The sequence below is a fragment of the Pyxidicoccus sp. M15 genome (assembly GCF_056858435.1).
This window is the reverse complement of sequence record NZ_CM166495.1, coordinates 1,331,940-1,357,010: the sequence shown is the minus strand read 5'-3', so window position 1 is coordinate 1,357,010 and position 25,071 is coordinate 1,331,940. Positions and strand designations below refer to the sequence as shown.

The window sequence follows — 25,071 nt, the reverse complement described above, 5'->3', positions numbered from 1 at the left end:
CAAGTACCGCCCACATGCACACTGGAGTTTTTGAGGAGCCTGGGACGGGGCGGTGTTCCTGTGAGATGCCGGAACACCGCCCTTCAGTTTGTCCCACCTCCCTCGGGGGAGGGAGGACGCGGCCGCTCAGTAGAAGCGCAGGTTGAACGTCTCCTGCACGCCCGCGCTGGTGCGGGTGGCGTTCACGCTGCTGCCGCCGCCGTTGAAGGCGCTGACGTAGCGGCCGTTGAACGTCTCCAGCGTCACCGGCTCACCGGAGCCGATGGTGCCCGCGCCAATCACGCGGTGGATGCGGAACGTCTCCCAGTCGCCGGCCTCGTTCCGGTCCGCGAGCACGTCCGCGCCGCCGCCGTTGATGGCCACCACGTAGTGGCCGCTGTCGACCTTGAGCTGGATGAGGTCGTTGTTCTGCAGCGGCGGCCCGTTCAGGTCGACGACGGTGAAGCGCTCCCAGTCCCCCACGGTGGTGCTGGTGGCGACCACCGCGGCGCCGCCACCGTTCTGCGCGCCGAGGTAGTTGCCCATCGTCGTGCGCAGCGAGATGAGCGGCGGCAGCCAGCCATAGGCGCTTCGCAGGTTGGGCAGCTTGCCGATGTTGCGCGAGTCGCTCCCCTGCGCCGTGCCCGTGCCCACGAGGAGCCGTCGCACGAGGCGCGCGTCGAGCGGCGCGCGGCCGCTGGCGAGCGCGTAGCCCTGGAGGCTGGCCGCCGCGCCGGTGACGATGGGCGAGGCGCTGGAGGTGCCGCTGAAGGTGTGCGTGTAGAACTGGTCCTCGCCGTACGTGGAGCCGAAGAGGTTGCCGTAGCCCAGGGTGACGACGTTCTCCCCCCAGCCGAACACGTCCACGCGGCTGCCGTAGTTCGTCCAGCACATGGGCACGCGGTTGGAGGAGGCCCCCGCGCCCACCAGGATGGCGCCCGAGTCGCGCGTGGCGCGGTTGAAGGCGTTGCCGTACGCGAACGCGTCCAGGTTGGCGCTGCCGTTGCCCGCCGCCTCCACCACGATGACCCCGTTGGCGGTGGCCGTGGCGATGGCGTCGTAGTTGTCCTGCCAGTACTCCATGGCGATGAAGTTGCACTGGCTGAGATTGCACGAGCAGGGCGTGCCGTCCGACGGGCCGCCCGCGTGCAGCTCGATGAGGACGACGCCGCCGCGCCCCACGGCCGTGGCCGCGTTGGTGATGGCGCTCGCGGTGGTCTGCGTGGCGATGCCCTCGATGCCGACGTTGGCCCCGTTCACGATGCCCGTCATGCCGTAGCTGTTGGACACGCTGGCCAGCTCGCCCACCACCGCGGTGCCGTGGTCGCGCCAGCCGAGGTCCGAGAACTGCGTGCCGCCCGTGTAGAACATCGCGGGCATGTCCTCGTGCGTGGTGCGCCAGGCGCCCTCGATGTCCACCACGTTCACCCCCGCGCCGTTGCCTCCGGCGAAGCCCCAGGCGTAGCGGGCGTCGATGCCGCCGGGGGCCGCGTCGAGGTAGCCCTGGCTGAGCGACCAGCTCGGGGTGGTGGGCGGCAGGTCCGCCGCGGCCAGCAGCGAGCGCACGGCCGCGTCCATGCCGAAGTTCACCATGGCGGGCTCGGCCGGAGGCGCGGCGTAGGCCGTCTCCACGCCCTCCAGCGCGTTGAGCCGGTCCACCAGCTCCGCCACGCCTCCCGCGGTGGTGCCCGGCAGCAGCGGCACCTCGAAGTAGAGGTTGAGGTCCGCGAGTTGCTGGCCGCTGGCCGCTTCACCGGAGCGCTGGCGCGCCTCCAGCGAGGCCTCGTCCTGCTGGAACACGCGCTTCAGCCCGCCGATGCGCGGCGCGCGCGCCAGCAGGGCCTCCACGGCCCGGGTGTCCGCCTCCAAGCGGGCCTCGGACAGGCCGCGCCCGGCCACCAGCTCCCGCTCCCGCTCGGTGCGCTCCGCGGAGACGGCACGCAGCGCGCCCTCGCGCAGGCGCACCCGGCTGCCTTCCTGGAACTTCACCACCAACCGCTCCACGAGCGCGTCCGCCGCCAGCTCACGGCCGGTGTGCTTCACCACCGCCCGCGGCGCCAGCCGCGACGGCGCCGCCTGGACGTCCGGAGCGCCGGCCCACAGGGCCATTCCGACCAGCGCACCGGTGACATGCTTCACCCACTGCGAAGACCTTCGCATTCGCCTCTCCTGATGTCGAAGAACCCACGAGATGTGGCGACGGCTCCGGCCCCCAGATTCCGCGCCACGCCCGCATCCTGGCGAACGTGTCTGTCATTCCCAACGTCTTTCGCAGACGTGGCAGATTTCCGTGTCTGGTGTTCATTCCCGCAGCCATGAGCAGGAAAAGGTCCGGCTGCCTGGAATTGCGCCGGGTGGGAGCCCGCGCCCGCCCCTGGCGTGGCCGTGGGCATCCTCCGTGCCCGGGCGTCTGTCTCATTCCAGACAGAGGAAGCGCGGCCGGAGGAAACGTTCGACGGCGGCAACCCGGGCCCGCCGCCACCTGCTCGCCAACCTCGCTGTGACGGGAAGCGCCACAGCCGCGACGGAGTTGTGACCTGACGCGCTACAGGCGCGCTGTGTCTCGGAGGACACTTCCGTACTGCCCCAGAGGGAGGGAGGCCGGGTCATTCCACACGGCGCAGCGGGTGCATCGCGCTCCGGTGCCCGGCGAACGAAGCGAGCCCTCCCGCGAGCTTCACCTTCCGGGTGAAGGCAGCACCACCCCCCATCAACGAGGCAAGACATGCACATGAAGATGGCAGGTCGTCTGTTGGCGGCCGCGCTCCTGAGCCTGGCCGCGGGTTGCCAGGGCGAGGTCGGCGAAGCAGAGGCAGAAAGCCCCCTGAACAGCCAGGAGGCGAAGGCGGAGGCCCAGTGCGTCGAGCGGTTCGACGGCATCCGGACCTGCGCGACGGGCAACGCGAAGGTGACCGCGTCCGAGAAGGGCGTGGACGTCACCGGGCTCAAGGACCCCAAGACGGACAGCGTCTCCAGCAACTTCGCGGGCGCCATCGGCTGGTCGCAGCAGGCGTCCATCCGCGTCGGTGAGAGCCGGACTCCGTTCTCCCTGGCCGCGCGGGACGGCGACCAGGTGGTGAGCACGCTGAACGTCGCTCCCGGCAAGGCGCCCAACGAGCTCGCGCTGATGCCGAACTTCACCGGCACGGCGGGCGGCTCTCAGTACCGGGTGAACGTGTACCAGGACGGCAGGTTCGTGGGGTCCACCATCTATGAGCCCCAGCGCTACATCATCATCATCATCATCATCCACTGGTGGTGGTGGTGGGACTTCCACAACTGGCGGACCTACTACAGCCCGCACTACCCCATCCGGGACGGCGCCTGCGTGTGGCGCATGAACGCGGGTGACGGCGCCTTCAGCGTGAACATCGACGGCAAGGAAGTCCGCGGCAACCAGCTGGAGCTCGTCGAGGAGATTGGCGACGGCCACTACCCGTACACGAGCTTCTCCGGCATCGACGTGAAGGGCTCGATGGGTGACTTCACCATCCTGAACGAGTCCATCAGCCGCGAGTAGTCACCGCATCCGCCCGTCTCCGTGACGGGCACCGCGCCGGGCGGGAGCTCCACTCCCCGCCCGGCGCGTCTGCCTTCAGTGCCCCGGTGCGCCCGTGGCTCCGGGAGGAACCGGCGCGGGCTCCGGCGCGGCCCGGCGCAGCTCCAGCTTGCGGATGACGATGTAGAAGATGGGCGTCAGCACCAGGCCGAAGAGCGTCACCCCGAGCATGCCGGCGAGCACCGCCACGCCCATCGCCTGGCGCATCTCCGAGCCCGCGCCCGTGGCCGTCGCGAGCGGCACCACGCCCATGATGAAGGCCACCGACGTCATCAGGATGGGCCGCAGCCGCAGCCGGCACGCCTCGAGCGCCGCCTGGGCCACGCCCATGCCCTCGTCCTCCTTGGAGCGGGCGAACTCGACGATGAGGATGGCGTTCTTCGCCGCCAGGCCGATGAGCACCACGAGGCCAATCTGCGTGAAGATGTTGTTCTCCCCGCCGGTGAGCCACACCCCGACAATGGCGCTGAGCAGCGCCATGGGCACCGTCAGCAGCACCGCCAGCGGCAGCGTCCAGCTGTTGTACTGCGCCGCGAGGATGAGGAAGGCGAGGAGGATGGCCAGCGGGAAGACGAGCAGCCCTTCCTTGCCAGCGAGCTTCTCCTGGTAGGTGAGGTCGGTCCACTCGAAGCTCATCCCGGCGGGGAGCGTTTCCGCCGCGACGCGCTCCATGGCCGCCACCGCCGCGCCCGTGCTGACACCCGGCCGGGCCATGCCATTGAGGTCCGCGGACGGGTAGCCGTTGTAGCGCATCACCTGGTCCGGCCCGAAGGACGGCTCCACGCTGACGAGTGACGCCAGCGGCACCATGCCGCCCCGGGCGTTGCGCACCTGGAGCCGGCCGATGTCCTCCGCCTGCATGCGGTACGGCGCGTCCGCCTGCACGTTCACCTGGTACGTGCGCCCGAAGCGGTTGAAGTCATTCACGTAGAGCGAGCCCAGGTGGATTTGCAGCGTGTCGAAGATGTCCCCGAGCGGCACGCCCTGCGTCTTCGCCTTCACCCGGTCCACGTCGAGCTGGAGCTGGGGCACGTTGATTTCGAAGCCCGTCATCAATCCCGCCACCTCCGGCTCCTGCGCCGCCCGCTGCGCCAGGGCCTGCGCCGCCTCGTAGAGCGCCTCCGGCCCCAGGCCCGCGCGGTCCTCCAGCTGGAGCTTGAAGCCCGCCAGCGCGCCCATGCCCGGCACCGGCGGGGGCGGGAAGATGGCGGCGAAGCCGTCCTGGATGGTGCTGAACTTCGCCTGGAGGCGCCCGGCAATCGCGTTCGCCGACAGCTCCGGCGACTGCCGCTTCTCGAAGGTGTCGAGCGCGGTGAAGACCACCGCCGCGTTGGGCGCGTTGACGAAGCCGTTCACCGACAGGCCGGAGAACGCAATCACGTTGGCCACGCCCGGCTCGGACAGCGCCAGCTCCGACATGCGGCGCACCACCTCCGTCGTCCTGTCCAGCGAGGCGGCCGGCGGCAGCTGGGCGATGCCCACCAGGTAGTACTTGTCCTGCATGGGGACGAAGCCCTTGGGCACGTGCGCGAAGCCCGCCCACGTCAGCCCCAGCAGCCCGCCGTAGACGAGCAGCGCCACCGCGCTGACGCGCACCACGCGCTTCACCGTGCGCACGTAGCCTTCCGACGCGCGCTCGAAGAAGCGGTTGAAGGGCTTGAAGAGCCAGCCCCCCAGCGACCAGTCCATGAAGCGGGTGAGGGCGTCCTTGTGGCCGTGGTGCGGGCGCAGCAGCACGGCCGCCAGCGCCGGGCTCAGGGTGAGCGAGTTGAAGGCGGACAGCAGCGTGGAGATGGCGATGGTGAGGGCGAACTGCCGGTAGAACTGTCCGGTGAGGCCTCCGAGGAACGCGGTGGGGACGAAGACGGCCGCCAGCACCGACGTAATCGCGATGATGGGCCCCGTCACCTCCGTCATCGCCCGGCGCGCCGCCTCCTTCGGGCTGGCTCCCAGCGCGATGTGCCGCTCGACGTTCTCCACGACGACGATGGCGTCATCCACCACGATGCCGATGGAGAGCACCAGCCCGAAGAGGGACAGCGTGTTGAGCGAGAAGCCCAGCAGGTGCATCACCGCCGCCGTGCCCACCAGCGACACCGGCACCGCCGCCAGCGGGATGATGGACGCACGCCACGTCTGGAGGAAGAGCACCACCACCAGCACCACCAGGAACACGGCCTCCAGCAGCGTGCTCACCACGTTCTTGATGGACGCGCGCACGAAGAAGGTCGGGTCATACGCGACGCGGTACTCCATGCCCTTCGGGAAGGCCGCGCTCAGCTCCGCCACGCGCTCGCGCACGGCGGCCGAGACTTCGAGCGCGTTGGAGCCGGAGGCCTGGTTGATGCCGATGGCCACCGCCGGCTTGCCGTCCAGGAGCGCCTTCAGCCCGTAGCTGCTGGCCCCCAGCTCCACCCGGGCCACGTCGCGCAGGCGCGTCACCTGGCCGCCCTCGCCCACCTTGAGGACGATGTCGCCGAACTGCTGCTCGTCGGTGAGCCGGCCCTGCGTGGTGACGGTGACTTGAAACGCCGAGCTGGCGTCCGGCTGCTGCCCGACGACCCCCGCGGCCACCTGCACGTTCTGCTCGCGGATGGCGGCCACCGCGTCGCTCGCGGTGAGCTGGCGCGAGGCCAGCTTCTGCGGGTCCAACCAGACGCGCATGCTGTACTCGCCCGCGCCCCACACCACCACGCTGCCCACGCCGGGGATGCGCTGGAGCACGTCCTTCACCTGGAGCACCGCGTAGTTGGAGAGGTAGAGCGGCTCCAGCGACGCGTCCGGCGAGACGAGGTGCACCACCATCAGGATGTCCGTGCTCGTCTTCTCCGTGAGCACGCCCAACCGCTGCACCTCCTGCGGCAGGCGGGGCAGCGCGCGCGCCACGCGGTTCTGCACCTGCACCTGCGCGAGGTCCGCGTCCACGCCCTGGGCGAACGTCACCGTGAGCGACACCCGGCCGTCACTGGTGGACTGAGAGGACATGTAGAGCATGCCCTCCACGCCGTTGATTTCCTGCTCCAGCGGCGCGGCCACCGTCTCCGCGATGACGCGCGGGTTGGCGCCGGGGTACGCCGCGCGCACCACCACCGTGGGCGGCGCCACGGCGGGGTACTCGCTCAGGGGCAACTGGACGATGGAGAGCCCTCCCGCGATGAGCAGGAGGACGGAGAGCACGGCCGCGAAGATGGGCCGGTCGACGAAGAAGTGGGTGAACTTCATGGCCGGGCGCTCCCCGCGCGCCGCGGCTTCGCCATGGCCACGAGCTTCGGCGTCACCTTCATGCCGGGACGCGCGAGCCCCTTGAGGACGATGCGCTCGCCGGGCGACAGGCCCCTCACCACCGTGCGCAGGCCGCCGTCACTGGCGCCCAATTCCACGCGGCGCTGCTCCAGCGCGCCGTCCGCGCCCACCACGAGCACGTAGCGGCCCTGCTGGTCCGTGCCCACCGCCTGGTCGTCGATGAGGACGGTGTCCCGGGACGGGCCGGTTTCGAGGCGCACGCGCGCGAAGAGGCCCGGGGTGAGCCGGCCGTCGGGGTTGGACAGCACGGCGCGGGCGCGCGCGGTGCCGGTGCCGGAGTCCACCTTGTTGGAGAGGAAGTCGAGCTTCGCCTCATGGGGGAAGCCGTCCTCGCCCAGCAGGGCCACGCGCACGGGCACGGGGTGGATGCGCCCGTCGGCCTGGCGGCCCGAGGCGCCCACGCTGGCGAAGCGCAGGTAGGTGGGCTCGTCCACGTCGAAGTAGACGTAGAACGGGTCCACCGAGACGATGGTGGTGAGCAGCGTGGCCCCGGCGGTGCCGCCGCTGACGAGGTTGCCCGGCGTCACGAGCGCCTGCCCCACCCGGCCGTTGATGGGCGCGCGGACCTTCGTGTCCTGGAGGTCGATTTCCGCCGAGCGGACGGCGGCGCGGGCGGACTCGACGCGGGCGCGGCTCTCGGCGTGCTCGGCCTTGAGCACGTCGAAGTCGCTCTGGGAGATGACGCGCTCGGCGACGAGCTTCTCGCCGCGCTCGAAGCGGCTCTTCGCCAGGGTGCTGCGCTCCTCCGCCTGGCGCAGGTCGGCCTGCGCGCGCGCGAGCGTGGCCTCGTAGGTGCGCGCGTCGAGCTGGAAGAGCACCTGGCCGGCCTTGACCAGTCCGCCCTCGGCGAAGCGGACGGAGTCGATGTAGCCGCCCACGCGGGGACGCAGCTCCACACTCTGCACGGCGGCGAGCGCGCCGGTGAACTCCGCGCTCTCCGACAGGGGCTTGGTGACGACCTCGGCCACGACGACTTCGGGGGCCTGGGGTTGCGCGGCCGCCGGCCCTGGTTGCGCTCCCTTGTCGTCCCGGGCCAGGACGAAACCACCCACCACCAGCGGGGCGACCAGGGCCGCTCCCACCACGACACGTCTGAGCTTCATGGATGACTCCTCTGCTGCGAAGACACGACGGCACGAAACGGCGCGCGCTCCCGCGAGCCGCCGCGTCCTGCCGGCGTCGAGATTCAGGGCGTGAGCAGGGCTCCGCCCGGGCCCCTCCCGCGGAACAGGTGCGTCCGCCGGGGAGCCGGGATGTGGATGGAAGTCAGGGGCGCGAACGGACGTCCGCGCGGGCCCTTACGGGGAATCGACCGGGGCGCGAGTCGCGCCGCTGCGTTGTCGACGACAACATGGGCAAGCCGGGAGCCTCCCGCGTTCTCGCGCGTCATGGCGGGACGTCGGGGACGTGGCGGCCATCCGCGCCCCTTCTACGGGGGCGAAGGACGATTCGGGGGTGTAACCGGCCACTAAATGAAACATGCGCGGTTACTAATCACCCAGGCGCGGGGAGCGCAATGCATTCTTCCTTCCCTTCGGGGCGGGGGCGGCGACCTCCGGCGAACCGTCTCCGGGGTGCAGCTGAAATGACACGTCCGGGCCCGCGGTGGCGCAGGCCCGGACGAAAATAATCTCGCGACTGGAACGACTTGACGCAGAGTCCCTCAGAGCCTGAAGCCGCCCGTCACCTCGATTCGCTGCCCGGTGAGCCAGCGGGTCTCCGGGGCGAGCAGCATGGCCACGACGCCACCGATGTCGTCGGGCACTCCCACCCGGCCGAGCGCCGTCTCCGCGGCGACGACCTTTTGCAGCTCGACGTCGCGCATCACTCCGCCGCCGAAGTCGGTCTCGATGCCCCCCGGAGCGATGACGTTGACCGAGATGCGCCGCGGTCCCAGCTCCGCGGCCATGTACCGCGTGAGGACCTCGACGCCGCCCTTCATCACCGCATAGGCGGAGCAGCCTGGGAACGTGTAGCGCGCGAGGCCGGTCGACACGTTCAGGATCCGGCCGCCGTCCGCGATGAGCGGCAGGAGCTTCTGCGAGAGGAAGAACGTGCCCTTGAGGTGGACGTTCAGGAGCTCGTCGAACTGCTCCTCCGTGGTGTCAGCGAAGCTGGCGTTGAGGCCCGTGCCGGCGTTGTTCACCAGGTAGTCGAAGCGCTCCCGCTTCCACACGCGCTCGAGCTCGGCCCGCACCGCCATGGCGAACGCCTGGAACCCAGCGCTCTTGCCGACGTCCAGGGGCAGAACCGCGGCCTTGCGCCCCCTGGCTTCAATCTGCGCCGCCACCTCTCGCGCCTCGTTCACCGCGGTCCGGTAGGTGAGAATCACATCGACGCCGCGGTCGGCGAGGCTCAGGGCCATGCTCCTGCCAAGTCCGCGGCTGCCGCCAGTGATGAGGGCGATGGGGGATGCGGCGCTGTCGTTCGTCTTGCTCATGAGGCTCTCTTTCAAACGGCCCACGGTGTGCCGTGAAAGAGATGTGCAGTACGGCCCGAGTCGTCGCTAGATACTCTTTCGTCCCATACGAACCTTTTCGTTCCATAGGAACCTGGCGGTAACCATGCCGACACTCTTCAAGCAACTGCCTCCCGTGCCTGCGGAGCGCGCGCTCAAGGTCATCGGGGGCCGGTGGAAGGTCTTCATTCTCTATTACCTGTTCGAAGGCCCGAAGCGCCTGTCGGAGCTCAGGCGCCTGGCGCCGCTCGCGAGCCAGAAGGTCCTGGTCCAGCAGCTTCGCGAGATGGAGGAGCACGGCATCGTTGACCGAAAGGTCTTCGCTCAAGTGCCTCCGCGCGTGGAGTACTCGGCGACGAAGCTGGGCCTCAGCCTCCAGCCCCTCATCGCGTCGCTCTGCGAATGGGGCCGCCGGCACGCGTCGGAGCTGAGCGAGCTCGACTCACCTGAAGAGAAGGAGCGGCCGAGAGTCCGCAGCCCCCGGCCGGCTTCACGCGACGTCAGGTCGGCCGGGCAGCCCCTCGACTGACGTCGGACGCGAAGCCCTGCCGCACCCGCGGGGTGTCCAGCCGGAGCAGGTCGCGGCTGGAAGATGTGGGTATTCGCGTCAGGCAGCGGCCAGCCGCGACTGCAACTCCGCCAGCTTCCGCTCGACGTCCGGCCGGTCCTCCGCCGTGGGATTGAGACGCAGGTACTCGCGCAGGTCCTTCGCGGCTTCCGGCAGGCGTCCGAGGTCCGTCAGTGCGACCGAGCGATTCTGATAGAGGTCCGCCATCCCAGGCTCCAGGTTGATGGCCCGGTCCAAATCCGCCACGGCGGCGTCGAGCCGTCCGAACTCGTAGTGGAGCACCGCGCGACTCCCGAAGACGAGCCCCTGTGTGTCGTCGATCTCCAGCGCGACGTCGTAGTCCGCCAGCGCCTTCTCCGACTGGCCCAGCGCCTCGAACACCTGCCCCCGGTGCACCCGCGCCACCACCTGCTGCGGCAGCAGGTCCAGGGATTGCGTGAGGACCTGGAGCGCTTCATCCAGCCGGTCCTGCAACCGGTAGCACTGTCCCAGGTTCGTCAGCACTTCCATGTAGGGAGGGCTCAGCTCGATGCCCTTGAGGAAGTCACGCTCGGCTTCCTCGTACCGCTCCAGCTTCAGGTAGAGGCTGCCACGGTCGTTGTAGTACTCGGAGTAGTTCGGGTCCATCCGGATGGCCTCCGAGTACATCGCGATGGCGTCCTCCAGCCGGCCAATCGTCGAGTAGACCTGCCCCACGTTGTAGAGCAACACGGAGCGATGCAGCAGGTGCTCGTCGGGTCCCAGATGCCGGTCGAGCTCGGCGAAGCTTTCCTGGCACAGCGAGATGGCCTCGTCGTACCGCTTCTGGAAGTGACGCACGAGCGCCAGCCCGTTGCGGTTGAAGGCCGTCTGGAACAACCGTGTGTGCAGGGGCAGGTCCGCGTTCTGGATGTGGCGCAATCCCTGAGCCAGGTAGTCCTCCGCCAGCGACAGGTTGCGCTTGGGCAGGTAGCGCGCATGGAACATGGAGAGGATGTAGCACCAGCGATAGAGATGCTCCGGCGCGTCCGTGAGCGTCATGGCCTTCTCGGCCACCTGGAACCCCTCCGCGGAGCGCCCCAGCCCCGCGTAGCAGTTCACCAGCTTCATGTAGATGGCCATCCGCTTGTCCAGGTCATCGGGACAGTGGCGCTCGAGGGAGGCCAGGGCGGCCTCGCCGTAGCGAATGGCGTCGTCGTAGATGCCGCGCGTCGTGTACATGGAAAGCGCGTGCATCAGCGGTAGCAGGGCGCGCTCGGACTCGTCGCTCTCCTGCCACGCACGGATGAGCCGGGGCAAGACCCGCTCCAGGCCCGCATGGTCCTGGACCTCCGGAGCGAACGCGCGCGCCTGCGCGGCCCGCTGCTTCGGGTCCACGGGGGCCGCGGGCGGGTCCTGGGGAAGCTCGAGCACCGTCCGCTGGAAGGACACCGTCGGGTCGAACCTCGCGCGTACCGAGTCCCCTGCCCCGGGCTCCACCGCCAGCACCAGCCTCACGTTCAGCGCCGTGCCCCGGCGCCGTACCAGGTCCGCGAAGAACTGCCGCACCAGCGCTCCGCCCCGCTCGAATTCGTTGCAGATGAGCACCCAGGGCCTGCCATCGCTCTTCGGCCTCCAGGCGGTCAGCAGGTCGATGAGGCCATGGCCGATGCGGAACGCGCGGTCCGCTGCGTAGTTGCGCGTGCGCTCCGCCTCGGGGCTGATGTCCGTGAGCGTCGGGTTGCGCACCTGCAGGGTGCGCTGGAGCTCCTGGACCACGAGCACCAGCTCGTAATCGTGGCGCCGCACCAGCTCCGGCGCATGGGCCTGGAGGGACGGCACCAGCTCCGTCATGAACTCACTCAAACCAGCCCAGGGCCCGCCTTCCTCGCGGTCGCACTCCAGCAGCCAGCAGGAGGCTCCCTGCTCGCGGACCTGGGCCTGGAGCTGACGCAGGGCTTCCGCGCGAGCCCGGCCTCGCGGTGCCTCGACGAGGAGCACACCGCCTGGAACGGACGGAAGGGAATCGATGAGAGCCGCCATGGGTCAGACCTCTTGGGGTTTACGGAAGGACCGAATCCACAACCACAGACCGAGCAACTGCGGCCCGAGCGAGATGAGCACCATGCCCAGCACATCCGCGCTGCGGGGAAGGCCAGGGGCGCCCGCGCCATCCGAGGGGAATCCGAACAGCAGCCGCCCGTAGTGCCAGAGCAACGGCAGGGAGATGGCAAGTCCCACGGACACCGCCATCACCCGCCCGCCCAGCCAGATGACCGCGTACAGGCGGATCGCCCTTCGCTCGTGCGCCGGGATTCCCGACTGGTCCTCGTAGCGGAAGAAGGGGAGGACACGCGACATCAGGTTCTTCAGGAACGTGACGGTGTCGCCCAGCAGGTTCTTGCAGCGCAGGAAGGTGCTGATGACGTAGTAGAAGTCCGTGCGCACGAAGAAGTAGCACTGCCACGCGATGCCCATCACGTAGCGCATCAGCATCGCCTGGACGAGCGCCGCGCCCAGGGGCGGCAGCGTCAGGTAGCCGTGCTGCGCGGCATAGGCCACGAAGAGCAGCACCGAGGCGGAGAGCGCATCCAGCATCGGGCCGGCGAGGAAGGGCAGGTAGCGCCGCCGCGGCTCCACGCGCCAGATGCCGGTCATGTCCGTCTCCGCCACCAGTACCCAGAGCCGGTTGCCCAATCCCAGGCGGCTCGGCACCCCCAGCGCGCGCGCGGCGAGCAGGTGTGCCATCTCGTGGAGGAAGATGGACAGGTACCCGAGCACCGTCAGCAGCACGAAGGACAGGGTGATGTGCTCGGTGAAGAAGAGAGCCCGCCAGCCGGGCATGAGCTGCGGTTGCGTCACCAGCAGCGCGAGCCCCGCGGCGATGACGACGAGATAGAGCGCCAGCATGGGGCCACTGAAGACCCAGCGGGCCAGCGCCTCGGGGATGTTCTCGAAGTGGTACTTCAGGCGGACCTGGGACGGCCCCTGGCGCGTCGTGTCGCCTTCCGGCCAGACGAAGCCTTCGCGCTCCAGCCGGCCCAGCAGGTCCTGGATGTCCGGGTCGTCGCCGTAGCGCTGCTGGTAGCGGGTCCGGGCCTCGCCAACCGTGGTGCCTTGTGCCAGGTCATCCAGGAGGGAAATGGCATCCGCGGGCAGTGCCAGGAATACGTCCGTGTCCGGCCGGCCAATGATGACCTCGCCCCCCTCCTCGCGACGGGTGAAGGGAAAGACGGAGATTCGTGAGTCGGGCACATACTCAGACATCGATACCCACCTGGACGTGTGCGGCGCATGGCTGCCGCCAGGAGACTCCGGAAACAGAGGCGCACCGGTGAGAGCAGGTGCGCCCCGGGAGCAAGCGAGCTTGCTCCTTCGAAACTCAGGCGTTGCCGCCGGCCACGCCGCTCAGGCCGAAGACCTCGATGATGTCACACCAGAAATCGCAGCTGGCGCAGGCATACAGGGCGGCGGTGGTCTTCAGCGTCTCAACCTTGCGAACAGAGATCTTCTTCATGGTGAACCTCTGGCTGTGGGGTGATGGGGAGCGTGCCTGCCCGTGAAGCCTTGACCGGCGGCTCCGCGAGGGCCCGGAGCGAGCACCTCGTTTGTCGTTGTACCATCAATCCATGTGAAAACTTCAATCACCGAACAGTTTTTTAGACAGGTAATTCCTGACCCATGAACAGGCATTTACCGACCAGACGACAGACAGCTCTTCATTCCCGAATTGTCTCATTGCGTCAGGGGACCTGCTTCGTCGTGTGACGCGAAAGGACGGCGTCGACGGCGGACGTGAGGGCCGGCCACGCAACAGGGCCCAGATGCATCCCGAAGGCCCTGTCCACGTCCAGCTTCTCCCGGCTCGCCACGTCCACGGCCTCGGAGACCATCTGCGTGTTGAAGAACGTGCCATCCGGCAGGGGCTGGACCAGGTCACTGGTGTAGAGCAACCGGTGCTCGGGCATCCAGACGAACAGCATGCGCTCGCCCGTCTCGGTTCGCGCGGGGATGAGTTCCAACCGGTTCTTCCCCGCACCGAGGACCGTGCGCTTTCCCACCGCCTGGAACTTCGCGGCGCGGGGCGATTTGGCAAGCGGGTCCGGGAACAGCGTGCGCGGTGACTTCACAAGCCGCTCCACCAGAGGGCGGTTGAGGTCCAGGACATATACCGGGACTCCTCGCGCCACATACTCGCGGAGCCCGCCGACATGGGGCCAGGAGTCACTGGTCGCCACCACGGCCTTCACCTTCACACCCGGGAATCGGCGCGCGGCCTCCTCCAGCACGCGCTGTGAGTAGCCGGACGTCAGCGGCCCCTCCAGCACGACCAGACCGTCGTCCTGCTTCACCAGCGCCACGTTCCAGCGCCCGGGAAGCTGAACGACGCCCTCGGCCACGTCCACGGGTGGCGCATCCGGGCGCCCGAGCGGCAGGCTCTCCAGCGTTTTCGCGGCGCGCGCCTGGAACCCCTTCCTCACGTCCTCCGACAGGGCGAAGTCCTCCTCCTTGAGCGGAGGATCCACGGTCACCGTGGTCACCGTCTGGGACTGGAGGGGCTGTCCATTGCGCTCGTAATCCCAGGCATGCGGGTAGCGCAGTCCCCCGGGTTCCAGCGTCCAGGACTGGAAGCTCAGCAGGGTGCGTACATCGCCCCAGACATTCCAGAAGGTGTCTTCGGGACGCGCATCCACCGTCTCCACGGCCGTGGGAAGTCGGGTCTGGGCATTGAGGAACAGGCGCACGCGGGCCCGCCCCTGCTGGAAGGCCACGACATGGTGTGGCACGTCCTGGAATACGGCGTCCTTCTCCAGACGCAGATCCTGGGCTTGCAGTGCGGTGAGGAGGATGCGCTCGGGCGCGGTGTCAAGCCGCTCTCGGGCATCCTGGAGCTGAGCTGCGCCCGCGGGGCGGAGCTGGCCTTCCCGCCCCATCGCAACCACGTCGCCGGACAGGACAGTCACCTGCGGCGTCCAGGCTTCGATGGGCGCTCCCCGCCGCTCGACCTGGAGACGCATGCGCCCCTGTTGCAGGTCGCGCAGTTCATCGAATTGCTCATAGAGCACGAGGAACGGCGGAGTGGGCCGCTCGGACTGCTCCAGCAGATTCCGGTGGCCTATGCCCTGGAGGCGCATTCCTTTCAATGCCCGGAGGCGGGCTTCCCCTCCCATGGCCTCGACGGCGGCACGGACGTGCCCGCGAGCAGCGTCTGCTGCAATGGATGGGGGCGCAAACATGAGCACGGCGGCAATGATTAGAATCCGAGAGGGCATGGGACGCGCATACTTTCATACGCGCGAACCCCGCACCAAGTTCAAGGCAGTCCGCCTCACATCCGCCAATCGCTCTCCTACGAGAGACCTGTGAGACGCCTGGGACTCCACATGTTTGCAACACCTTGTGCCGTCAACGCGTCACGGCCTCCTCGCATCCTGGGGCCGTGATGGAGACCCAGGGCTGGTGGCGGCCATGAAGCCCGGCCAGAGGTCCTCACTTCCTCGCTCGCGGTACACCGCTCCATTGCGCCAGGGGCCGCCGGGGGCGTGCTCCCCTGCCCGCCCTCCGGTCTGCGGTGGGAGGCCGCTGGTCAGCGGCGCCTGTCCGCCCCACCTTTGAGGGCATGAGCCCGCCACGGGGTATGAGCCCGTTCGAGGACGAGGAGGACACCTCGCCTGCCCTGCTGGAGGGGGTGCGGGCGGCCGCGCTCCCGCTGAGTGGCCGCTCCGAGGACCTGGACCCGCTCATCGAGGGCATCGGCGACGCGTGCTTCGTCCTGCTGGGCGAGGCCACCCACGGCACCCACGAGTTCTACCAGGCCCGCGCGGCCCTCACCCGCCGCCTCGTCGCGGAGCACGGCTTCACCGCCGTGGCCGTGGAGGCAGACTGGCCGGACGCCCTGCGCGTCAACGCCTTCGTCCACGGCGAGGGCAACGACAGGGACGCGGCGAGCGCGCTCGGCAGCTTCCAGCGCTTCCCCAAGTGGATGTGGCGCAACCGTGACGTGGAGGAGCTGGTCACCTGGCTGCGCGCTCGCAACGCCACCGTGGCCCCGGAGTTTCGCGCCGGCTTCTACGGGCTGGACCTCTACAGCCTCCATGCGTCCATGCGCGAGGTGGTGGCCTACCTGGAGACGGTGGACCCCGCCGCCGCCCTGCGGGCCCGCGAGCGCTACGCCTGCTTCGACCACTTCGGCGAGGAGCCGCAGGCCTACGGCGCGGCCACCGCGTACGGCCATGCGGACACCTGTGAGGCCGCGGTCCGCGCGCAGTTGAGGGAGATACAGCGGCGCGCGCCCCTCAACGCGCGGGACGAGGACGCGCGCTTCTTCGCCGAGCAGAACGCCCGGCTCGCCGTCGACGCGGAGGGCTACTACCGCGCCATGTACGCCGGCCGGCACGAGGGGTGGAACCTTCGCGACACGCACATGGCGGACACCGCGGATGCGCTGCTGAAGCACCTGTCCCACAAGGGACGCAAGGCGCGCATGGTCATCTGGGCGCACAACTCGCACCTGGGCGACGCACGCGCCACGCAGATGGGAGACCAGGGCGAGCTGAACCTGGGGCAGCTCCTGCGCGAGCGGCACGGCGACGCCACGTACAACGTGGGCTTCACCACGTACACCGGCGTCGTGATTGCCGCGCACGAGTGGGACGAGCCGGGCCTGCGCCGCCGCATCCAACCCGCCATGGCCGGCAGCTACGAGCACCTCTTCCACGAGGTGGGCCTGCCGTCCTTCATGCTGCGCATGGAGGATTTGGGCGAGGCGGCGAGCGGCCTGCGCGAGCGCCGGCTGGAGCGCGCCATCGGCGTGGTGTACGCGCCGCGCACCGAGCGCTGGAGCCACTACTTCCACGCGGACCTGCCCGCGCAGTTCGACGCCGTGCTGCACTATGACGAGACGCGCGCCCTGCGACCGCTCGACGCCGACTCCGGCCACGAGGAGGAGGACGCGCCCGACACCTATCCCTTCGGCTTGTGAGGAGCGGAGTGGGAGCCACGACCCGGGTCCGACCCCAGGGGCCGTGGCACTCCCACTCCCTTCCTCACCCCGGAAGGGGGCTACTTCTTCGGAGCGGGGGCCGGCGCGGCCTTCGCCGCCTGCGCCTTCTCGTACGCGGCGACGCGCTTCGTGACTTCGTCCATGATGTCGTTGGGGATGGGGACGGAGAGGTTGTACTGGGCAATCTTCCAGGCGTTGCCCTCCTTCACCAGCACGCCGCTGCCCCGGCTGGGGCCCAGGTTGGGCGTGTCGAGCGTCTCGTCGAACCAGGCGATGCTGCCGTCCTTCGAGAGGGTGATGAAGCGCTTCACCGGCTTGAAGCTCCACGCCTTGCCCTTGGAGAAGTAGGGCTTGGACCAGGCGCGGAACTCGTCGCGGCTCCACCGCTCGGTGGCGTCGGTGCCCATGAAGATGGCGTCGGCGGTGAAGTGGCCGAAGTAGCGCGGCTCGTCCGCGGCGGCGGCGGCCTTGTGCCAGTCATCCAGCACCGTGGCGACGGCGGCCTTGGGGTCGGCGGAGGTGGTGCCCACGGGGGCGGTGGCGAGCGCGAGGAGCAGCAGGGAGACAGTGGTCACGCGGAGAGACCTCGTCAGGTGGAAGGTTCGCGGTATGAAGCGGCACGCGGTGCCCCGGGTCAAGCCGCTCGGGCGTGGAATAGAAAGGTGTCTCGCAGATGGTCCTCGAGAGCTTCGTGGTCGGTGAGGGCGACGTGCCCACGGTGATGCTGCACGGCTTCCTGGGGACGGGGCGGAACCTGCGCTCGCTGGCGGCGGCCTGGAGCGCGGCGGACCCGCGCCGGCGCTTCGTGCTGCCGGACCTCACCGGCCATGGCACCTCTCCTCCGCCGCCCTCCAGCGCGGACCTCTTCACCCTGGCCCGCGACGTGGTGGACACGGCGCGCGCGCAGGGAATCACCGGCGCGTTCGACTGGGTGGGCCACTCGCTGGGCGGGCGCGTGTCGCTGGCGGGCAGCCTCCACGTGCCCGAGGCCGTCCGGAGCGTCACGCTGCTGGACATCACCCCGGGGCCGGTGCCGGGTGACTTGTCGGAGAGCGGCAAGGTGCTGGGCGTGCTGCTCCAGGCGCCGCCGCGCGCGGACAACCGCCGGGCGATGCGCGCGGAGCTCACCGGGCGCGGCCTGTCCGAGCCGCTGGCGGACTGGCTGCTGATGAACCTCGTCACCCAGCCGGACGGGGTGAAGTGGCGGTTCGACCGGCAGGCGCTGGCGGAGCTGCACTCGCGCGTCAACGGCACGGACTTGTGGGAGGCGGTGGAGCGGCAGGGACGCCCGCCCATGCGGTGCATTCGCGGAGGGCGGGCGAAGTACGTGCCGGATGCGGACGCGGAGCGCATGGTCGCCGCCGGTTGCCCCGTGGCCACGCTCCCGGACGCGGGGCACTTCGTCCATGTGGACGCGCCGCAGGCCCTGCTGGAGTGGCTGATGCAGGGGGCGTGACTCAGAGCCTCTTCGCGGGGAGGCCGTACCGCTCGCGCGTCCAGAGCCTCAGGTCATCCGTCAGGTGTCCCTCGCCCACCACGCCGAAGATGCGCTTGGGCCCCTCGTCCTCGTCCTCGACGATGACGACGTCGCGGGCGTGCTTCACGAGCTTCTCGTTGATGAGCCGCAGGAACGACGTCAGGTCGTTGGCGATGAGGCAGTGCTCCTCCTCACGCGTGCCGAAGTTGATGAACTGCCCCGGCTTTCCGTTGGGCCCCGGCGCGAAGTCCAGGCCGAGGTAGTCCCCCTGGCCGTCCGTGAAGAGGGGTATCCACTTGCGGTGGAAGTACAGGTCCTGGACCGCGCCCTTGGGAACGGACCGCAGCCACTCGGCGGTGTTGGAGGGTCCACCCTCCTCGTGGCGCGGGAGGACGTCCCGCTTCCAGTAGTACGCCACCTTCTGGAGGGAGAGGAAGTGGAGGCCCATCATGCTGCCCCCGTTGAAGTCCTCATCGAGCTCGCCGTTGTTCTCCAGGTAGAGCGCCTTGAGGTCCTCCGGCAGCTTCACTCCCAGCTCGGCCTCCAGCGCCGTGATGTCCTCGGGCTTCGCCGGGCCGTTCAGCCGCTGGTGGTAGATGGGGACCTTCTTCGCAATCCACTGCTTGTACTTCCGCCACTCGCGAACGATGTCCATGGACTTCTTCCCCGAGGGCGCGGCGCCCCAGCCGTCCCGCGACGTGCCCAGGGTCACCAGCCCGCCCAGCAGGACCAGGGTCTGTCGACGCGTTGGATTCATGCGGCTCATATTCGCACGCCGAGCAGCAGGCCGGGCCACATCCGCGTCGCGTCCGGCCCGCGCCCCAGCTTCCACTGCGGCAGCAAACTGATGTCCGGGTCCTCCTCCTCGGACGACGGCTCGTACACGTTGAGCGAGACACCGGCGAAGAGGGCGAAGCGCCGCTTCAGCTCCCAGCCCACCATGGCGCGCAGCCGGCTCAGGGAGCCGTCCTTGTCCCCGCCGATGAACTGCGTGCCGACGTCCACGTCCAGGTAGTACCGCTCCGATGCGCCGAGCGGGAAGTGCACGCCCAGCCCCATCAGCGTGAGCGTGCGCACGGAGCGGTCCTTCAGTCGCGCGCCTTCCGTGACGAGCACGTACACGGTGCGGCTGCCGTACTTGAGGCTCACCGCCAGCGGCAGCACGTCATCGGAGGACGCCTCGAAGGCCAGCCGTCCCTTGCGCACGATGCTCAGGAGCCCGATGGGCACCGACACGTCATCCGAGATGTTGATGAGCCCCAGCTGCACGCCGCGCACATTCGCCGCCACGTTGATGAGCCCCACCTGCGCCCCGGACACGTCCCCGGAGATGTTGATGAGCCCCACCTGCGCCCCGGCCAGCCGCTCCGTCAGGTTGATGCCCGCCGCGACCTGGGCCCCTCGAAGCCTCGCCGCGGAGCGGTTGGCCGTGGTGCTGAGCTGGAAGCCCGTGTAGTCGCCCTCGGCGATGTTGAAGACCGCGGACACCTGACCGCCCGTCCCGCCCGCGAAGGCCAGGTTGCCGCCGGGCGCCACCTGCAGGCCCAGCACCTCGCCGCCCGCCACGTTGGCGATGCCGGAGACCTGGAGCCCCTCCATCGTCCCGTCCACCCACCCCACCCCGCCGGCCACTCCCAGCCCCTGCAGCTGGAGCGAGCGCACCGCCAGCGCCCCCAGCGCCACGTGGTTGAGGCCGCTGCCGCCCCACAGCGAGGTGCTCGCCAGCGGCGGCACCAGCGACAGGTTCAGCGGCACCGTGGGCATGTCCACCGTCTGCATGGGCGCGTCAGTCACCGCGGCCAGGGGCTCGCCGCCGCGCGCCGCCGTGCGCGTGAGCGTCACCGGGACGAAGTGCTCCGCGCGCAGCTCCGCGCCGCCCTTCGCGGACACCGACAGCTCCGCCTCGAAGCGCTGCGCGGGACGCTCCAGCACGAAGGTGTAGCGGCCCGCCGCCAGCCCCAGCGCGAGGCGCCGCCCGCCGGGCTTCTGCAGCTCCGCGACGAGCTGGTTGCCCCAGTCACGCACGAACAGCCGCCCCTGCACGTCCTCCGCCACCGCCAGCCGCACGCTGGAGCCGCGCAGGTCCGTCATCACCAAATCTCCGCTGCCCGCGAGCTGGATGTCGTAGGCCGCGTGCTGCGGGCCCCCCTGGGAGCGCTCCGTGCGCGCCAGCGTCTCGTGGAAGGCGAACTGGTAGGCCTCGTGCAGCGTCACCCGCCCGTCGCCGCTGGCGTCCGCCGCGCCCCGCAGGCCGGTGACGAGGAAGTGCGTGAAGAAGGACGCGCCGATGCTGTCCGACTCCTGCGCGACTTCATCCGCGGAGCTGGACGCGAGGTACGCGTGGCCCCTCACCTGCGAGGACGCGTCCGTGAGGAAGGCCGGCCGGCGCACGCCGCCCTTGTAGCGGGTGAGCGCGCCGGAGCCGCACGAGTCGAGGATGGCGATGCGCACGTCCGCCGGCACCGCGCCCAGCGCGCGCCGCAAGTCGTCGTAGGAGAAGCGCTCGCCGCGCGGCAGCAGGCCGTCCCCGTCCGAGTGGCCCGAGTAGTACAGCACCAGCTCGCGCCGCACGCCCGGCGCCTCCGCCGCCTCCACCAGCGACTTCATCTGCCGCAGCGCCGCCACCAGCGCATTCTGGTCCGCCTCCAGCAGCAGCACCCGGTCCGCCCCCGCCACGCCGCCCAGCTCCTCCAGCACGCGCGACATCGCCAGCGCGTCCGAGCCCGCGTAGCGCAGCCGCTCGCGGCCCGGGCCTCCCTCGCTGGAGCCGACGACGAGCGCGAAGCGGCGCAGCGTGGCCCCAGGCTCCTCCAGCAACTGGACGGCGGCGGCCTCCGGAGCGAGGAGGCACAGGCCCAACCCCGCGGCCGCCACCAGGCCGGCCACACGTCCCCACCCATGCCCTGTGGTGCGTCTCATCATCCGCATCCCGCTCCGTGCCAGCCCCGGCCCGGCGTCACATGAGCGCCGGTGGCATACCGCGTTTGGCCGCCCCCCGGCGAGCCCCTGCCCTCACGGACTCCAGCGGGCGCGGCGCACCAGCCAGGAGCTGCCGCCCCGGCCGTCGCGCACCACGGCCCAGAACGTCACCTCCTGCGCCGTCGCACCCTTGGCCGGCTCCCACTCCGTGCGGTGCCGCCCCTGCTGGCCGCCGAAGTCCGCGCCGCCCGTCTCCTGCGGAGAGAACTCGCCCAGGGTGGTGTGCCAGGAAATCTCCCAGGCCTCCTTCAGCGTGACGGCGTTCAGCCGCAGGCCCGGCACCACGTACGTCTCCTCCAGCGCCGACACGTCCTCGGACGTCATGATGAAGGGGCCGGGGCCGCTCAGCTCCAGCAGCGCGCCGTCCTCCCAGGGCACGTCGTCCACGCGCAGGCCCGGGAGCACCGGCTGCACGTTCTCCTTCATGCCCTCCACCAGCGGACACCAGAAGACCATCAGCTTCTGCGCGTACACCTCCTCGTCGCCCGCCGTCACATGGAGCACGAGCGGCATGCGGATGCCGCCCAGGCCCTTGTACGGGTCCTCCTCAATCACGCGCTCCAGGAGCAGCCGGTCGTCGCCCACCCGGACGGCGCCGGGGCGGATGGGGAGCACCAGCTCGCCCGCCGTCGTCGTGCCCTCCGCGAGCTTCGCGCGGCTCGCCTCGTCCGAGCAGGTGGTGTCGTCCGTGGCCGCGCACGCCCACAGCTCGTAGCGGATGGAGCGCCCCTCGCCGGCGGGGTCCACCAGCAGGGCGCGGAACGTGATTTCCTCAGCGAGCTGGTCCAACGCCTCCGGCGTCTGCTCGCAGGTGGAGGCATACATCTCCGGCTTCTCGGTGGAGAGGCCGAGCACGCGGAAGTCATGCACCTTCGACGGCTGGTCCTCGGGGTCGATGCAGGCGACAGCGCCGAGCGTGAGCAGGAGGCCGGCGCACTTGAGCAGGGCCTTCATGTCAGAAGCTTCCTTTCAGGCCCACCACGGGGAGGATGGGGATGCCGGGCACCTCGTACTCGCGCCGGCCACGGTAATCGTTGAAGACGAACTCGGCGTTCTCGGCGTTGTAGAGGTTCTGCACGTCGAGGTAGGCCGTCAGGGTCCAGCTCTGGAACTGGAAGGCCTTGTCCACGCGCACGTCCAGCTGGTGGAAGCCGGACGCGCGAGCGGACGCGTACGGGCCGAACGTGGGGCTGTAGCGGTTCGGGTCGGAGCGGTACACGTCATACCCGTGGTTGAGCGGCGTCGTCGGCCGGCCCGTGGTGTAGCGGAAGCGGCCTCCCAGCTCCCAGCCGTTGCCCAGGATGTAGCTGCCCACCAGCGTGAGGATGTGCGTCTGGTCCCAGGGGCTCAGGCCATACGTCTCGTCCGAGTCGCCGAAGCCGCCGCCGCCAAAGCCCCCGCCGCCGTCGGGCTGCGGCCCGGCGCGCCCGTCCAGGGCCCGGCTGAAGGTGTACGAAATCCAGCCGGACCACTTGTCCGTCTCGGACGCACGGTCCTTCTTCGCCATCAGCTCGATGCCCCACGCGCGGCCGATGCCGTCATTGGAGTAGGGCAGCTGGACGACGCCCCCGCCCTCGCGCTCCACCAGCTGGCCGGGCAGCGCGATGTTCTTGAAGCGGCGGTTGAAGAAGCCCGTCACGTCCACGTTGAGCACGTCGGTGAAGCGGTGCTCCACGCCGAGGCTGCTCTGGAACGCGCGCTGGTAGATGAGGTCCGGGTTGCCGTACGGCAGGCTGATGAAGCGGAACGTCTCCGGCGGCTGGCTGTAGAGGCCGAGCGAGCCCTTGAGGCTGGTGCGCTCGGTGGCCGCGAAGCGCACCCACAGCCGCGGGTCCAGCGCGATGTTCTGCGTGTCCCCCACCAGCTGCAGGTTGCCGCGCACACCCGGGGTGAAGGTGAACTTCCCCACCTTCATGTCCGCTTCGAGGAAGAGCGCGCCGTCGAAGGCGCCGAGCGCCAGCTTCTCCACCAGCACCTCACCGACGGACTCGGCGCCGGGGAAGGCCACGTACTCGAAGTCCTCCGGGGCGGGGAACTGCACGTCGTAGGACTGGTGCTCGTAGACCAGGTCCAGGCCGGTGCGCACGGTGAGCGCGGAGGACAGCTCCAGGCCCACCACCTCGCGCGCGCCCACCATGTACCCCACACCGTCCTGCTTCGCGGTGCCGAACTCGAAGCTGATGCCGTCGTAGCCCACGTACGGCGTGAAGACGGAGGTGAGCGCGCCCTTGCGGTACGTCCAGTCGCCCTTCACGCGGTGGAAGAGGGTGCGCGTGTCCAGCGACAAGTCCCGCTCCGTCTTCGGACCCGAGGACACGATGCGCAGCTGGTCGTCGCTGCCGAAGGCCATGACGTAGCCGCTGCTGCGCGCGCCGCCCGCGTCCGCCTCGGTGGGGGCGGCGCGCTTCGCGCCGAAGTCCACGCGCAGCTGGTAGTCCCAGTACTTCGGCACCACGGAGAGCGTCTCGCCGTCACTCTTGGGAAGGAAGGCGGGCAGCAGCGTGTCGATGTACGAGCGCCGGGCCGCGGCGGCCACGCTGATGCCGTCCGTAATCGGGGCCTCGAGGAAGAAGCCCGCGTCCAGCACGTCCACCTTCACCGAGCCGTGGAGCGTGTCCGCCGCGCCCTTGCGCGTGCCCACCTCCACGACGCCGCCCACCGCGCGGCCGTACTGGCTGCCGTAGCCGCCCGGGTAGAAGTCGAGCTGGTCGATGAACTCGGCATTCACCACCGAGGGGCCGCCGAGCAGGTGGAAGAGGATGGGGATGCTGACCCCGTCCATCATCGTCGCCGTCTGGCCGGGGTTGGAGCCGCGCACCAGCAGCTCGCCGGAGATGAAGGGCGCGCGCGCCACGCCCGGCAGCGCCTGGATGACGCGGATGGGGTCACCGAAGGTGCCCGGCGTCTTCTGCGCCTCCTCGCGCGTAATCGTGCGGCGCACCACCTCCTTCTTCGGCCGCTCCGAGCGCACCACCGTCTCCAGCGCGCCACCCGACGGGGCGAGGTAGAAGTTCACCTCCGTCGTCTCGTTCTCCTTGAGCAGTTCCTTCGTCTGGTAGAGCTGGTAGCCGGACGCCACCACGCGCACCGCGCACTCGCCGGGCGGTACCTCGAGGGTGAAGCGGCCTTCCGCGTCGGAGGTGGCCTCGGGGGCCTCCGGGTCGTCACCGCAGCGCACGGTGGCGCCCGCCACACGCGAGCGGCTGCCGCGCGAAATCAGCTGGCCGGTGAGGGTGGCCTTCAGGGCCTCCTGCTCGGCCGCCGGAGTCTCGCCTTCGGGTGGCGGCGGGGCGGTGAGGGTGAAGTGGTAGACGTACTCCACCTGCACCGGCGCGGGGACGCCGTCCACCTCCGCGGGCGAGAAGCGGAACTGGCGCACGGCCGCGATGGCCGCCTCGTCGAAGCCGTTGCCCACGCTTTCCGTGGGCTGCACGTCCGACACCGAGCCGTCCTCGGCGATGGTGATGATGAGGCGCACGGAGGCGGTGAGGCCCTGCGCGAGCGCCTCGGGCGGGTACTGGGCCTCCACCGGCTGCACCAGCTCGGGAGGCTTCGTAATCGTGGGCTGGTGGGCCTGCGCGGCTTCCGCGGGAGGCGCGCCGGCCTGGGGTTCCTGCGCGAGCGCGGGAGTCGTCAGCAGCAGCGAGGCCGCGGCGAGCGCGCTTCGGGCTTTCAGGTTCGAGGACATGGCGTGGGAGAGCATACGGGGTGATGGGACTTCCTGCTCCCGCTGAGGGAGGGGCGGAGCGGAGGCCTTGGAGAAGGCCCACGCGGTGTGGCCGAGGAG

The 25,071-nt window shown here is 69.9% G+C and carries 18 protein-coding genes; 5 read left to right on the top strand and 13 right to left on the bottom strand.

Going from position 1 to position 25,071, the window contains the following annotated elements; all coding sequences use genetic code 11:
* Positions 1-126: 126 nt before the first annotated feature.
* Entirely contained in the window at positions 127-2,139 is a 2,013-nt protein-coding gene (locus ACX9TP_RS05455; RefSeq protein WP_482978651.1) for a S8 family serine peptidase, read from the bottom strand.
* Between the two features lie 565 nt (positions 2,140-2,704).
* Between ACX9TP_RS05455 and ACX9TP_RS05450 the strand changes: the two genes are divergently transcribed.
* Positions 2,705-3,499: a hypothetical protein gene (locus ACX9TP_RS05450; RefSeq protein ID WP_482978650.1), complete on the top strand. Its 795-nt coding sequence runs from the start codon at positions 2,705-2,707 to the stop codon at positions 3,497-3,499.
* Between the two features lie 75 nt (positions 3,500-3,574).
* Here the strand turns inward: ACX9TP_RS05450 and ACX9TP_RS05445 are convergent, their stop codons facing one another.
* From ACX9TP_RS05445 to ACX9TP_RS05435, 3 genes are all read right to left on the bottom strand, one after another.
* Positions 3,575-6,760, bottom strand: a complete 3,186-nt coding sequence (locus ACX9TP_RS05445; RefSeq protein ID WP_482978649.1) for an efflux RND transporter permease subunit — start codon at positions 6,758-6,760, stop codon at positions 3,575-3,577.
* On the bottom strand, positions 6,757-7,944 hold the full coding sequence (locus ACX9TP_RS05440) for an efflux RND transporter periplasmic adaptor subunit (protein WP_482978648.1): 1,188 nt from the start codon (positions 7,942-7,944) through the stop codon (positions 6,757-6,759). Before ACX9TP_RS05440 ends, ACX9TP_RS05445 begins: the two co-directional genes overlap by 4 nt.
* 560 nt (positions 7,945-8,504) lie before the next feature.
* On the bottom strand, positions 8,505-9,281 hold the full coding sequence (locus ACX9TP_RS05435; RefSeq protein ID WP_482978647.1) for an SDR family NAD(P)-dependent oxidoreductase: 777 nt from the start codon (positions 9,279-9,281) through the stop codon (positions 8,505-8,507).
* Between the two features lie 124 nt (positions 9,282-9,405).
* Here ACX9TP_RS05435 and ACX9TP_RS05430 point away from each other — a divergent pair, with 124 nt between their 5' ends.
* Entirely contained in the window at positions 9,406-9,828 is a 423-nt protein-coding gene (locus ACX9TP_RS05430) for a winged helix-turn-helix transcriptional regulator (RefSeq protein ID WP_482978646.1), read from the top strand.
* A gap of 78 nt (positions 9,829-9,906) precedes the next feature.
* Here the strand turns inward: ACX9TP_RS05430 and ACX9TP_RS05425 are convergent, their stop codons facing one another.
* From ACX9TP_RS05425 to ACX9TP_RS05410, 4 genes are all read right to left on the bottom strand, one after another.
* Positions 9,907-11,868, bottom strand: coding sequence for a tetratricopeptide repeat protein (locus ACX9TP_RS05425; protein ID WP_482978645.1), 1,962 nt, complete (start codon positions 11,866-11,868; stop codon positions 9,907-9,909).
* A 3-nt stretch (positions 11,869-11,871) separates the two neighbouring features.
* Positions 11,872-13,092 carry a zinc metalloprotease gene (locus tag ACX9TP_RS05420; RefSeq protein WP_482978644.1) on the bottom strand — a complete coding sequence of 407 codons (1,221 nt, stop codon included), beginning with the start codon at positions 13,090-13,092 and terminating at the stop codon, positions 11,872-11,874.
* A 115-nt stretch (positions 13,093-13,207) separates the two neighbouring features.
* On the bottom strand, positions 13,208-13,342 hold the full coding sequence (locus tag ACX9TP_RS05415) for a hypothetical protein (protein ID WP_482978643.1): 135 nt from the start codon (positions 13,340-13,342) through the stop codon (positions 13,208-13,210).
* Positions 13,343-13,568: 226 nt separating this feature from the next.
* Positions 13,569-14,612, bottom strand: a complete 1,044-nt coding sequence (locus tag ACX9TP_RS05410; RefSeq protein WP_482978642.1) for an MBL fold metallo-hydrolase — start codon at positions 14,610-14,612, stop codon at positions 13,569-13,571.
* On the opposite strand from ACX9TP_RS05410, the gene ACX9TP_RS05405 reads away from it, so the two are divergent.
* Both ACX9TP_RS05405 and ACX9TP_RS05400 read left to right on the top strand, forming a co-directional pair.
* Positions 14,601-15,083 (top strand): hypothetical protein, encoded by a 483-nt coding sequence (locus ACX9TP_RS05405; protein ID WP_482978641.1) that lies wholly within the window; start codon positions 14,601-14,603, stop codon positions 15,081-15,083. The genes ACX9TP_RS05410 and ACX9TP_RS05405 overlap by 12 nt on opposite strands.
* 380 nt (positions 15,084-15,463) lie before the next feature.
* A complete protein-coding gene (locus tag ACX9TP_RS05400) occupies positions 15,464-16,807 on the top strand; it encodes an erythromycin esterase family protein (RefSeq protein WP_482978640.1) in 1,344 nt (447 codons plus the stop codon).
* An 80-nt stretch (positions 16,808-16,887) separates the two neighbouring features.
* On the opposite strand, the gene ACX9TP_RS05395 is transcribed toward ACX9TP_RS05400, so the two are convergent.
* Positions 16,888-17,403 carry a nuclear transport factor 2 family protein gene (locus tag ACX9TP_RS05395; protein ID WP_482978639.1) on the bottom strand — a complete coding sequence of 172 codons (516 nt, stop codon included), beginning with the start codon at positions 17,401-17,403 and terminating at the stop codon, positions 16,888-16,890.
* A gap of 98 nt (positions 17,404-17,501) precedes the next feature.
* Here ACX9TP_RS05395 and ACX9TP_RS05390 point away from each other — a divergent pair, with 98 nt between their 5' ends.
* Positions 17,502-18,284: an alpha/beta fold hydrolase gene (locus ACX9TP_RS05390; protein ID WP_482978638.1), complete on the top strand. Its 783-nt coding sequence runs from the start codon at positions 17,502-17,504 to the stop codon at positions 18,282-18,284.
* Between the two features lies 1 nt (position 18,285).
* On the opposite strand, the gene ACX9TP_RS05385 is transcribed toward ACX9TP_RS05390, so the two are convergent.
* From ACX9TP_RS05385 to ACX9TP_RS05370, 4 genes are all read right to left on the bottom strand, one after another.
* The gene (locus tag ACX9TP_RS05385) at positions 18,286-19,062 is read right to left on the bottom strand and encodes an SMI1/KNR4 family protein (RefSeq protein WP_482978637.1); all 777 of its coding nucleotides are present in this window, start codon (positions 19,060-19,062) and stop codon (positions 18,286-18,288) included.
* A 5-nt stretch (positions 19,063-19,067) separates the two neighbouring features.
* Positions 19,068-21,227 (bottom strand): caspase family protein, encoded by a 2,160-nt coding sequence (locus ACX9TP_RS05380; protein ID WP_482978636.1) that lies wholly within the window; start codon positions 21,225-21,227, stop codon positions 19,068-19,070.
* A 90-nt stretch (positions 21,228-21,317) separates the two neighbouring features.
* Positions 21,318-22,238, bottom strand: a complete 921-nt coding sequence (locus tag ACX9TP_RS05375; RefSeq protein ID WP_482978635.1) for a hypothetical protein — start codon at positions 22,236-22,238, stop codon at positions 21,318-21,320.
* Position 22,239: 1 nt separating this feature from the next.
* A complete protein-coding gene (locus ACX9TP_RS05370) occupies positions 22,240-24,987 on the bottom strand; it encodes a TonB family protein (RefSeq protein ID WP_482978634.1) in 2,748 nt (915 codons plus the stop codon).
* Positions 24,988-25,071: the final 84 nt, after the last annotated feature.